We start from the raw sequence: 11896 nt of genomic DNA on the forward strand, positions 1-11896 counted from the left end.
TTTCCGCGGGGCGCTTCCGTCCTAGTCTAGAAAGCCTCGGCTAAGAAGCCGGGGGGATCTACCAGCCGCCATACCCGTAGGCGGGATAACCATAGCCATAACCATAGGCCGGGTATCCGTAGCCGTAGGCGTAGTACGGGTAGCCATAGTAGCCGCCGGCCAGGGCCGCGCCGACGGCGAAGCCGCCGAGATAGCCGTAGCCGCCATAGCCGCGATATCCATAGCCGCCGCGGTAGCCATAGCCTCCACGCCCGCCGTAACCACCGCGGCCGTAACCCCCGCGACCGCCGCCGCCCCGGAAGCCGCCGCCACCGCCATGGAAACCACCGCCGCCGCCGCCATGGCCGCCGCCACCGTGCTGGGCGAACGCCACACCGCTGGCGCCGACCGAAAGGGCGACGGCGAGGGCGGCTGTGGTAGCGGCTGTTGTTAACTTCCTCATCACATACCTCCACCGGACAAACAGGTCCGAAATCCTTGAATTAACGCTTGGGAAACCGGATTGGCTCCCGTGCGCTGTCGTGCGGAACGTCGCCTTTGGGTGAACGGCGCCTCTCGCACGTGCAGCGACAGCGAGCTATGAGGAGCGCCTTGCGGCCTGAACGAGGGATGAATGTCGGAACCGGCTCCGCAGCCGACCATCGAAGCGCTTACGGTCGGCCAGGCCGCCGAGCGGACGCGCGTGGTGAGCGCGGCGGATTTGGACGCCTTCGCGGCTGTATCCGGCGACGCCAAGGCGTTGAGGTTCAAGCACGCCGTGCGGATCGGCGACGAGGCGACCCCGCGGGTCGAGGTGATCGAGATGGATGAAGCCGCCGGCCACGCCGTGCTGTCCACCCGCTGCCTGGTCAGGGGCAAGGTCATGGCCGAGGGCGAGGCCGTGGTGCGGCTGCCGCGCGCCGGACGGGGAGCGCGCTGAGTGGCGTTGCATGTCCTACACGGCTGGAAGGACTTGGAGGCCGACCAACGCGGCGCCTCCCTGGCGCTCGGCAACTTTGACGGGGTGCATCGCGGCCACTGGCAGGTGATCGCCGACGCCGCGCGGGCCGCTGGCGCGCTGCAGGTTCCGCTGGGTGTGATCAGTTTCGATCCCCACCCCCGCAAGTGGTTCCGGCCGGACGAGCCGGCCTTCCGCCTCACCAACGCCGACCAGCTCGGGCGCATGCTGGAAAGCCTGGGGGTCGATCGGCTGCACGTGCTGCCTTTCGACGCCGAGATGGCCAATTTCAGCGACGATGACTTCGCCCGTCGGGTGCTCGCCGAGGGGCTTGGCGCACGGCACGTGGCGGCCGGTTTCGACGTCACCTTCGGGCGCGGCCGCACCGGCGATCCGGCAAGCTTGAAGCGTTACGGAGAGCGTTACGGTTTCGGTGTTTCCATCGCCGCGATGGTGAAAGGGCCCAACGGGTTGAAGTTCTCGTCCAGTGCAATCCGCGAAGCCCTCCAGGCGGGCCGGCCCGAAGACGCCGCCGCCATCCTGGGTCGGCCGTTCACCATCGAGGGTGTGGTGGTGCATGGCGACCAGCTCGGCCGCACCATTGGCTTCCCCACCGCCAATATCGCCCTGGAAGACTATGCGCCGCCCGCCTACGGCATCTACGCTGCGCGCACCCGGCTAGCGGACGGACGCGAGACGCCGGGGGTGGCCTATATCGGCCGCCGGCCCACCATCGTGGACGGCGTCGAGGAGCGGCTGGAGGTCCACCTGTTCGACTTCGACGAGGACCTCTACGGCCAGACGCTTGAGGTCGAGCTGGTGGAGTTCATCCGCGGCGATCACAAGTTCGACAGTCTGGACGCCCTGATCGCGCAGATGGACAAGGACGCCCTGGTCGCCCGCGCCCGGCTTACCCCGGAGATCGAATAGGCCTTCTAAGCCTCGGGGGTGTCTTCGGGATCGTAGGCGGCGGGGTCCAGCCGTTCGTCCTCGCCATGGCTGTGGGCGGCGGCGACGAAACGCCGGCCGCAATAGGGACAGTCCACCGACGGCTTGCCGCCCATCTCCAGATAGACCCGCGGATGGCCGAGCGCGCCGCCGAGCCCGTCGCACGCCACCCGGTGTTCGTGGACGATCACGATTTCAGGGCCGATGGACTTAACGGCTGTGGGCATTCGGGTCTCGCTTGGCAACACGGGTTGCGGAGCCTACCTAAGCGGCGCGCCTGGACCCGTCAATTTCGGCGCGCCCATCCTACCGCGCGAGCCCCGAAGTTCACACCCAATGAGCATCCCTGATTTCGCCATCGAGGCGCGCGGCCTGGTCAAGACCTACCCGGCCAACCGGATGGTCCCGGCCAAGACGGCGCTCAAGGGCATCGACCTGGCGGTGCCGCGCGGCTCGATGTTCGGGCTGCTGGGTCCCAACGGCGCGGGCAAGTCCACCTTCATCAACATCCTCGCCGGCCTGGTGAACAAGACCTCGGGCCAGGTGAAGCTCTGGGGCATGGACATCGACGAGCAGCCGCGCGCCGCGCGCGCCGCGATCGGCGTGGTGCCCCAGGAGATCGTCACCGACGTCTTCTTCACCCCCCGCGAGTCGCTGGAAGTGCAGGCGGGCTTCTACGGGGTGAAGAAGGCCGATCGCAAGACCGACGAGATCCTGGCCAGCCTGGGCCTGGCCGACAAGGCCGACGCCTATGTCCGCCAGCTCTCCGGCGGCATGAAGCGGCGGTTGATGGTGGCCAAGGCCATGGTCCACCAGCCCCCGGTGCTGATCCTGGACGAGCCCACCGCGGGCGTGGACGTGGAGCTGCGCCGCCAGCTCTGGGAACGGGTGAAGGAGCTGAACGCGCGCGGCGTCACCATCGTGCTCACCACCCACTATCTCGAGGAAGCCCAGGCGCTGTGCGACACTATCGCCATCGTCAACCGGGGCGAGGTGGTGGTCTGCGAACCCACCCGCGACCTGCTGCGCCGCATCGACACCCGTTCGGTGGTGATCACCCCCCAGGCGCCGCTCGACGGCGTTCCCGAGCTGGCCGGGTTCGAGGGCAAGCTGCGGCCCAACGGCAACCTCGCCATCACCTATCGCAGCGAGGCGGCCAGCGTCGAAGCGGTGCTGGCGGCGGTCCGCGCGGCGGGCGTGCAGATCAAGGACCTCTCCACCGAGGAGCCGGACCTGGAGGACGTGTTCCTGTCGCTGACCTATGGCGACGCCAACGCCGCAAGCCCGATCGCCTATTGAGCCCAGATCGGCGGCCAGGCTCGATTGCGCCCGGCCCTCGCTTCGTCTAGGTTTCTGGCCTCGCCGGAAACAGCGATCACGCACCCGTAGCTCAGCTGGATAGAGCGTTGCCCTCCGAAGGCAAAGGTCACACGTTCGAATCGTGTCGGGTGCGCCAATTTCTTTATGTATTTCAAACGGATGTAGGTGCGGGGGGCGCGCCTTCGGACCGGCTTTCGAGTTAGAGTCGTAAGCGCCGCTTTCGGAGTTACGTCTCGCGTGTGCAGCGCGCCTCTCTCCAGCGAGACCCTGTCAGCTTCTCTTCTATGAGAAGGCCGCCCACTTCCAATTAGCGGCCAGCCCACTTCCAATTGGCCGGTGAAAATCGTGCCGCGCCAAGCTTCATGCCCGTCGTAATCAGCATTGAACCACACAACACATTGTCCCATATTATGTCCTGATATCAGGCGGAGATCGGGACATGGCGGCGCAAGCGACAGGCGGCCAAAAGAGGAAGAGCGCTTCAGCCCGGAAGCCACGTATCCACAGCGCGCTTGGCGGAGGCGCCGTCAAAATAGCCCTCGTTGGCGCCGGCTTCGTCACGCACTTCATCGATCAGGATGGTATGGTCGACGTCGATCGCGTGGCGGATGCATTCCGCATGACCAAGGGCCAGCTTGCCGAGACGGTAGGGCTTGGCGCGGCGACCGTGAGCAAGGCCGAGCGGCGTACGGCGCCTCGCACACAGTCGCGGGTGCGTGAAATGCTCGAGATCGTCTCACGGATTCGGGAGTGGGCGGGCGGTGAAACCCAGGCGATGGCCTGGTATCGATCGCAGCCGATCCCGGCGCTAGATGGGCGGACGCCGGAAGCTTTGGTCAAGGCCGGCCAGGCGGGCGCCGTCAGGGATTATCTCGATCATCTGGCGCTCGGAGGGTACGCTTGAGGTTTGTCGGCCGCTGCTATCGCGGTCATGACCCGGCATGGTCCTTCTCGCCGCTTTCAGGAGAAGGCGCGGCAAAGACCGGAGGGCGTTTCAATCGGAAGGGTAAGCCGACCCTCTATCTGTCGCTCGATATCATCACCTCGGTCGGGGAATGCACCCAGGGCCTGACCCAGCGGATGCTGCCGCTGACGATGTGCGAATATGATGTCGACTGCGATCCGGTCGCGGACTTGCGAGCCGATGTCGGACGAGACCGTCACGGTGTCACGATGGCGGAACTGGGCTGCGCATGGCTGCGCCGTCTGCGCGACGGCGAGCAAGCGCCGTCATGGCTGATCGCGGAGCGGCTCGAGGCGGACGGCTTTACAGGCATTTTGGCGCCGAGCTTCGTCCCCAATGCGACGGCCGCCAACTGCAACCTGATCCTTTGGCGCTGGGGTCCTGACCTGCCCAACCGGGCTGTCGTGTTCGATCCGACCGGTCGTCTTCCCAAGGATCAGCTCTCTTGGAAGTAGATCGCTAAGGCCTGTCGGAGTTTGCGTCGTCGGGTTCGTCCGTCCAAGGAAATGCGCCAGCGACGTATTCCGATTTTTGCTCCCCATCCTACCAAGCCCAGCCCGCCAATCGGCGGAACCCGTCCGTGATGTCCATGAAGGCCTATCAAAGGCGGCCTGTAACGCGTGGGCACGCGGCGTAACGAACGCTTTGGATGAAGCGTCGGTAGCGGGTCTATTTGGCCGCCATTCATGTCTGCAATGAAATAAATCGTACCGAAGGTCGGAACGGCCGATGCTTCGGAGACTTTCGTCGTGATGAAAAGAAACGCCCTAAACCGTTCCGCATCGGCGCTGGCGCTGTTCTGCGCGACGTCCCTGATCGCCGTTGCGGCCTGCAACCGTTCCAGTCAGACCGCCGCGGCGGGGTCTCCCGGCGATGTGGCGCCGCCGCTGTCGGCCCTGCCCCTGACCACCATCAGCACCCCGGTCACGCCCGCTCCCCTGGCGAACGCGCTGCCGCCCGCGCCCCGGCCTCGTTTCGCCCGCACCGCCAATCCGGGCGACGCGTACGCCTATCTCGATCGCGCCTATGCGATGAGCCATGCGTTCGGCGATGCGCCACCGGACTACGCGGTGGATTACCAGGGCGTGCGGCCGTGGGTCTGGCGCGGGCAGGACAACTCCGAGCGCGTGGTCGAGCGGCTGCCGAACGGGCTGCGTTACTACTATTATCAGCCGGGCGCCGACGAACCCTACTTCATCCAGGACCCCGACTACGGGTACGCCTACAGCGGCGACGAGCTGGTGTCGGTCTACGACCAGGGCGGCGGTCTTGTACCCTACGACCGGTGGGACGAGCGGGCCGATATCGCGGGCCGTTATCTCGCCCGCTCCCGCGCGCTCTATTACGCGTCCCTGCATCAGGAACGGCTGGCTGTCGAGCAGGCGCACTGGAACGAGCGTCACGCCCAGATCGCCGACGAACAGGCCCAGTGGGCGCAGCAACAGAGCCAGTACGCCGCCTGGGACGCCTACCACCAGGCCCACGCGGCCGAGGAGCAGGCGCACTGGGCCGACGAGCGTTATCGTCGCGAAGCCTATGCGGCGCGTTATGCGCAGAGCCAGAACGATACGGGCGCCGCCGCGACCGCTTGGCGGTCTGCGCAGGAGGCGCGAGATCACGGGCCATCGCATGGGCAGGACGGTTATCCTGGCGCAAACGGTCCGGGTGCGCCCTCCAACACGGGGCCGCAAGGTCCGTACGCGGGTGCAGTTCCGAGCGGACCCACCTCGGGTGACGATCCAGGTCGGCGGCACGCGCTAGAAGCCGGAGCTGTCGCAGGCGCGGGAGTCGCCGCGCTCGCGGCTCAGCACGCCCTCCAGGCGCACGCCCAGCAGCAAGCCGTTCAGGTTCAGCAAACCGCCCAGCAGCAGGCCCAGGCGTCTCGGCAGGGCGCGCTGGAGGTGCAACGCCAGGCGGCCGACCAGGCCCACGCCGCCGCCCTGGCGCAACGTCAGGCGGCTCAACAGACTGCGTTCCAGCATCAGGCGGCCGAGAACGGCCAGCGGCAGCCGGCCGCCCAGCAGGCTCAGGTGCAGGCCAGGGCGCAGATCGAGGCCCAACGTCAGGCGGCCGCCCTGGCCCACGCTACAGCCCTGGCGCAACGACAGGCGGTCCAGCAGGCCGCTGTCCAACGCCAGGCCGCCGAAAACGGCCAACGTCAGGCGGCGGCGCAACAGGCGCAGGCTCAAGGTCGGGCTCAGGTCGAGGCGGAACGTCAGGTCGCCGCCCAGGCCCATGCGGCCGCCCAGGCGCAACGCCAAGCATCTCAGCAGGCTGTAGTCCAACGCCAAGCCGCCGAAAACGTGCAACGCCAGGCGGCGACGCAACAGGCGCAGGTGCAGGCCAGGGCTCAGATTGACGCGCAGCGACAGGCCGCCGTCCAGGCTCACGCCGCCGCCCAGGCGCAACGTCAGGCGGCTCAGTCAACCGCTCGCCCGGCTCCGGTGAACGCCGCGCGACCTGGGCCGGCGGACCCGCGCCGCGATGAACATCATCCGCCCGAAGGTCAACCCCGCCCCTGATGCGGATAGGTCGCGCCGCCTAACCTGCGCCGACCAGCTGCGACAGGATCGACTCGACGGCCGAGGTCGCGGACGCCGCGTTGTCGGTGGAGGCCGTGGTTGAGGCGGCGGCCGTGGTCGTCGCCGTCGCCGTTGCGCCGGTCGTCGCGGCGGTGCTGGCCGGATCGGTCTGGTTCGCCGCCTCGCCGCCGCCATGGTGGTGATGGTGGTGAACGGCGTCTGAGCCGCTCTGGCCCTGCGTCGGGTCGGCGTTCAAGGCGCTCGAGGCCTGCGCGCTTGCGGACTGCGGGTCGGCCTGGGCCGAGATCAACGCGCTGAGATTGCTGTTGGAGAACTGGGACGACGGCGATTGCAGGGACGACAGCAGCGAGCTGAGGATGCTGGTCGCGTTGCTGGACGTGCTGCTTCCCGGCGAAGTTTGCCCGCTGGCAGAATTTGCCTGCGTGGTCCCAGCGCTCTGTCCAACGCCTTGCTGGGCGTACTGAAGCCAAGGATTATTGGAAGTGCTGCCTACCTGCATGGTCGATCTCCAGGGGTTGAGCGCGTGGGCCCCGTCGCCTCTGAGCGTCGTCTTGCAAGATCGATGCACAGTCGGGCGCGCGTTCGCGAGGTCGGGCTTTCAAGGCGGCCTGCAAGACATGAGGGCCGCTCCGTTAGCGTGCTTTGCGTTGGATGGCGTCTCTGGATTGACGGAACCCGAAAGCCGGTGAACATGCGTTTCGGGCGTCGATCCCGGGGGTTGGTTCATGTTTGGCGGGCTCAAGCAGAAGGCGGCGGCCCTGGCTGGCGCCGCTCTGGCGTTGGGATTCGGCGGCGGCTTCCTGGCGGCCCGCGTGCTGCCGGCTCCGGCCCATACCGCCAGCGCCCCGACCGGCTTCGCCTGGCCCTTCTTCGGCAAGCCCCGCGCCGCCGATGCGCCGCGCGCCGGCGTGCCCAAACCTGACGGCTTCACCATCTGGACCACCCGGATCGACACCTCGCGCGCCGATCCGGTATCGTGCGTGCGCCTGACCCGGCCGCTCGACCCGCGGAAATCCTATTCCGACTTCGTGCTGGTCAGCCCCGACCTCGGCCACCCGGTCGCGACCATGGTGCACGACGACGAGCTCTGCGTGCCGGGCCTGGGGTTCGCCGGCCATCAGCTCACCCTGCTCAAGGGCTTGCCCGCCAAGACCGGCGAAACCCTGGTCGACAACATGCCGGTGGACTTCGCCGGCGCCGACAAGCCGCCCTATGTCGGCTTCGACGGCCAGGGCGTGATCCTGCCGCGCGAGGAGGCGGACGGCGTCGGCATCGACACCGTCAATGTCTCGCGCCTGCATGTCGAGGTCTGGCGCGTGCCGGATCGCAACCTGGTGCGCAAGTCCATCGCCACCTCCGACCCGACGGCGGAGGGCGAGTACGGCTATGAGGGTGAGGTCGGCGACGACGGCCGGGTGGTCTGGAAGGGCGACGTCGCGGTCAAGGCCCAGGGCGGCCAGCGCGCCGTCACCGTCTTCCCGCTCGGGGCCGTGCTCAAGGACATGCAGCCGGGGGCCTACTTCATCACCGCGCGCGACGCCTCGGGCGTGTTGGCCAACAAGGCCAAGGGCGACAGCGACGACGACCGGCCCGCCCGCGCCCATCGCTGGATTCTGTTCACCGACATGGGTTTGGCCGCCTATGACGGCTCCGATGCGTTCGACGTGGTGGTGCGTTCGCTACAGACCGCCCGGCCGATGGCGGGGGTGCGCGTCGCCCTGACCGCCAAGGATGGCGAGACCCTGGCCTCGGCCTCGAGCGACGTCCAGGGCCACGTCCGCTTCGACCACGCCCTGCTCGACGGCGAGGGCGCGGCCAAGGCGGCCATGGTCATGGCCTATGGCCCCAACGCCGACTTCACCCTGCTCGACCTCAGCCGCTCGCCGCTGGACCTGTCCAATCAGCTCAAGGGCGTGGCCGGTCGGGTCCTGCCGCGCGCCAAGGCCGCGGACGGCCATACGGCGGCGGCTGCGGTGGACGGCTATCTCTACACCGATCGCGGCATCTACCGGCCGGGCGAGACGGTGCACCTGATGACCCTGGTGCGCGACCACCTCTCGCGCGCGGTCAAGGACCGCAAGGGGATACTGGTGATCCGCCGGCCCTCGGGCACCGAGTTCCGCCGCATCCGCTTCGACACCACGCCGGACGGGTCGCTGGCCCAGGACCTGGTCCTGCCCCGCACCGCGCCGCGCGGGGCCTGGCGCGCCACCCTGCAGATGGACGGCGCCGACGACGCCTCCGGCGAGATCAGCTTCGAGGTGCAGGACTTCGCGCCCCAACGGCTGGCGGTGTCGGTCGTCGGCGACGCCGCCAGGCCGGTGATCGCGGGCGAGGCGCGCAAGCTCGTCGTCAACGCTCGCTTCCTCTACGGCGCGCCGGGTTCGGGCCTGCAAGCCCAGACCGAGGCCCGCATTGCGCCGGACGCCGATCCCTTCCCCCAATTCAAAGGCTTCCGTTGGGGCGACGAGCAGACCGCGTTCGAATCCAAGCTGGTCCAGCTGCCGCAGACCACCACCGATGGGGCCGGGAACACCAGCATGACGCTGGACACCGCCCAGGTGGCCGACGCCGTGCAGCCGCTCAGCGCCGACGTCACCGCTTCGGTGCTGGAGCCGGGCGGGCGTCCGGTCACTGAGGGGCTGACGCTGAAGCTGCGGATGCGGCCGGTCTATTTCGGGGTCAAGGTCACTCAGGGCAGTCTCGGCGAGGAACAGACCCAAAGCTATGACGTCATCGCCGTGGACCCCCAGGGCCGCCGCGTCGCGCACCCGGTCAACTACACTCTGATCTCCGAGAACTGGACCTATACCTGGTTCGAGGAGAACGGCCGCTGGGGCTTCCATCGCACCAGCCGCGACTCCGTGATCGTCCATGGTGCGGTGGATGTCGGTCCGGGTCAGCCCGCCCGCATCACCCGCAGGCTTCCCTGGGGCGACTATCGCCTGGTGCTGGAGGACCCCACGACCGGCGCCCGCACCGTGATCCGCCAGTCCTCCGGCTGGGGCGACAGCGCCAAGGACGAGGACGCGCCCGACACCGCCCGGCTGGCCGTCGGCGACACGCCCTATGCGTCCGGCGACACGGTGTCCCTGCACATCGATTCCCCCTTCGCCGGCGAGGCCGAGGTGGCGGTGGCGTCGGATCGGGTCATCGAGCTCAAGACCGTCAGCGTGCCAGCCGGCGGGACCACCGTGCGCCTGCACGCTGGACCCGAATGGGGCGGCGGGGCCTATCTGCTGGTCAGCGTGATGCAGCCGCGCAACCCGAGCGCCGCGCCCAAGTCGCGCCGCGCGCTCGGCCTGATCTATGTGCCGCTCAAACCCAAGGGCAAGATCCTTACCGTCGCGCTCTCGGCGCCCGGCAAGCTCGACTCGCGTACGCCGATCACCATCCCGCTGCAGGTCAAGGGCCTGGCCTTCGGCGCCCACGCCCATGTCACGGTCGCGGCGGTGGACGAAGGCATCCTGCGCCTGACCCACCAGGCCTCGCCCGATCCGGTGAAGTGGTACTTCGGCCGGCGCGCCCTGTCGGTGGACTATCGCGACGACTACGGCCGGCTGCTGAACCCCAATCTGGGGGCGCCGGCGGCGGTGAACTACGGCGGCGACGAGGTCGGCGGCGCGGGCCTGGGGGCGACCCCGATCAAGACCGTGGCTCTGTGGTCCGGCGTGGTCGAGACCGGGGCCGACGGCCGGGCGACCATCCATCTGCCGGCCGGCGCCTTCAACGGCCAGCTGCGCCTGATGGCGGTGGCCTGGAACGATGAGGCGGTCGGCGGCGGCCAGCAGTCGGTGCTGGTGCGCGAGCCGGTGGTGGCCGAGCTCGACCTGCCCCGCTTCATGGCTCCGGGCGACCGGGCCGACATCGGGCTGGAGCTGCACAATGTCGAGGGCAAGGTCGGCGCATACGTCGCCCGCATCTTTGGCCAGGGCGGCCTGCTGGCGCCGTTCCAGAAGCTGTACCAGCTCGCCTTCGGCCAGCGCATCCTGGACCACATCCCGCTGACCGCGCCCAACCGGCCGGGCATCGGCGCGGTGACGCTGAAGGTGAACGGGCCCGGCTTCGACACCAGCGTCAGCTATCCGCTGGAGACCCGCTTCGGCTGGAGCGCCATCACCCGCACCACCCTGGCCTTCCAGAAGCCCGGCGAGGCGTTCACGCCCACGCCAGACCTGCTGGCCGGCCTGTCGCCAGGCCAGCTGTCGATGACGGTGTCCTACTCGCCGTTCCGCGGCTTCGACCCGGCGCCGATCGCCGAAGCCCTGCAGCGCTATCCCTATGGCTGCACCGAACAGCTGGTCTCCGTCGCCTATCCCCTGCTCTACGCCCAGGAGATGTCGAGCTCGGCCAAGCTGCAGCGCACCCCAGCCGCCCTGCTCGACGCGACGATCAAGCTGCTCGACCGCCAGGGCATGGACGGGGCGTTCGGCCTGTGGCGGCCGGGCGATGGCGAGGCCGACGCCTGGCTCGGCGCCTATACGGTCGACTTCCTGCTCGAGGCCCGCAATCGCGGCGTCCCCGTGCCGGCCGAGGCGATGGACCGGGCCCTGCACGGCATGCGGCTGATCTCCCAGCCGTCCAGTTCGCCCAGCATCGAGTACATGCTCGAGTACCGCAGCTTCTGGGGGACCCAGGCCGAGCAGATGACCAAGCGGCTGCGCTCGCGGGCGGCGGCCTACGCCCTGTACGACCTGGCCAAGGCGCACCAAGGCGACCTGCCCCGCCTGCGCTGGTTCCACGACGTGCAGTTCGCCGACGAGGCCTCGCCGCTCGCCCGCGCCCAGGTCGGGGCCGGGCTGGCGATGATGGGCGACCGCGCCCGCGCCCACGACAGCTTCGTCCAGGCGGTCAAGGCGCTGGGCTACCAGGAGCCGTTCGACTGGTATCAAAGCCCGCTGCGCGACCTGGCGGGCGTGGTGGCTCTGGCCTACGAGGCGGGCGAGACGGGAATCGCGCACAGCCTGCAGACCCGGCTGGAGAACTCGGTGCGCAGCCCCGACGACCTCAACACCCAGGAACAGGCGCGCCTGCTGCAGGCCGCCCACGCCATGCTGACCGCCGCCGGGCCAATCTATATCGACGCCAAGGGGGTCAGGCCCCTGTCCGGCGCACGCTGGGCTGTGGGCCGGCTTGCTGACGCGCGCTTCGTCAACAGCGGGCGAGGCGGGTTGTGGCGGACGG

10 protein-coding genes and 1 tRNA gene are annotated in these 11896 nt (G+C 68.7%); 8 read left to right on the top strand and 3 right to left on the bottom strand.

Translation table 11 applies throughout. The features are described from left to right. Nucleotides 1-58: 58 nt before the first annotated feature. Nucleotides 59-442, bottom strand: coding sequence for a hypothetical protein (locus GSQ87_RS16935; protein WP_158916496.1), 384 nt, complete (start codon nucleotides 440-442; stop codon nucleotides 59-61). A 171-nt stretch (nucleotides 443-613) separates the two neighbouring features. On the opposite strand from GSQ87_RS16935, the gene GSQ87_RS16940 reads away from it, so the two are divergent. Both GSQ87_RS16940 and GSQ87_RS16945 read left to right on the top strand, forming a co-directional pair. Next, nucleotides 614-919, top strand: a complete 306-nt coding sequence (locus tag GSQ87_RS16940; protein WP_158916497.1) for a hypothetical protein — start codon at nucleotides 614-616, stop codon at nucleotides 917-919. Further along, nucleotides 920-1867 carry a bifunctional riboflavin kinase/FAD synthetase gene (locus tag GSQ87_RS16945; protein ID WP_158916498.1) on the top strand — a complete coding sequence of 316 codons (948 nt, stop codon included), beginning with the start codon at nucleotides 920-922 and terminating at the stop codon, nucleotides 1865-1867. 5 nt (nucleotides 1868-1872) lie between these two features. On the opposite strand, the gene GSQ87_RS16950 is transcribed toward GSQ87_RS16945, so the two are convergent. Then, nucleotides 1873-2112 (bottom strand): zinc-finger domain-containing protein, encoded by a 240-nt coding sequence (locus tag GSQ87_RS16950; protein ID WP_158916499.1) that lies wholly within the window; start codon nucleotides 2110-2112, stop codon nucleotides 1873-1875. Nucleotides 2113-2221: 109 nt separating this feature from the next. Here GSQ87_RS16950 and GSQ87_RS16955 point away from each other — a divergent pair, with 109 nt between their 5' ends. The 5 genes from GSQ87_RS16955 (at nucleotide 2222) to GSQ87_RS16975 (ending at nucleotide 6691) form a co-directional block, all read left to right on the top strand. Further along, on the top strand, nucleotides 2222-3184 hold the full coding sequence (locus GSQ87_RS16955; RefSeq protein WP_158916500.1) for an ABC transporter ATP-binding protein: 963 nt from the start codon (nucleotides 2222-2224) through the stop codon (nucleotides 3182-3184). An 80-nt stretch (nucleotides 3185-3264) separates the two neighbouring features. Next, nucleotides 3265-3341 (top strand) — tRNA-Arg (locus GSQ87_RS16960). Between the two features lie 303 nt (nucleotides 3342-3644). Further along, the gene (locus GSQ87_RS16965) at nucleotides 3645-4109 is read left to right on the top strand and encodes an antitoxin Xre/MbcA/ParS toxin-binding domain-containing protein (protein ID WP_158916501.1); all 465 of its coding nucleotides are present in this window, start codon (nucleotides 3645-3647) and stop codon (nucleotides 4107-4109) included. Beyond that, a complete protein-coding gene (locus GSQ87_RS16970) occupies nucleotides 4106-4624 on the top strand; it encodes an RES family NAD+ phosphorylase (RefSeq protein ID WP_158916502.1) in 519 nt (172 codons plus the stop codon). Before GSQ87_RS16965 ends, GSQ87_RS16970 begins: the two co-directional genes overlap by 4 nt. A gap of 297 nt (nucleotides 4625-4921) precedes the next feature. Beyond that, nucleotides 4922-6691 (top strand): hypothetical protein, encoded by a 1770-nt coding sequence (locus GSQ87_RS16975; protein WP_158916503.1) that lies wholly within the window; start codon nucleotides 4922-4924, stop codon nucleotides 6689-6691. A gap of 19 nt (nucleotides 6692-6710) precedes the next feature. Here the strand turns inward: GSQ87_RS16975 and GSQ87_RS16980 are convergent, their stop codons facing one another. Then, a complete protein-coding gene (locus GSQ87_RS16980; RefSeq protein WP_158916504.1) occupies nucleotides 6711-7211 on the bottom strand; it encodes a hypothetical protein in 501 nt (166 codons plus the stop codon). A gap of 226 nt (nucleotides 7212-7437) precedes the next feature. Here GSQ87_RS16980 and GSQ87_RS16985 point away from each other — a divergent pair. Continuing rightward, a partial coding sequence (locus GSQ87_RS16985) for an alpha-2-macroglobulin (protein WP_158916505.1) occupies nucleotides 7438-11896 on the top strand: 4459 nt, incomplete at its 3' end.

The organism is Caulobacter sp. S45 (assembly GCF_009765965.1).
Lineage (GTDB): Bacteria > Pseudomonadota > Alphaproteobacteria > Caulobacterales > Caulobacteraceae > CAHJWH01.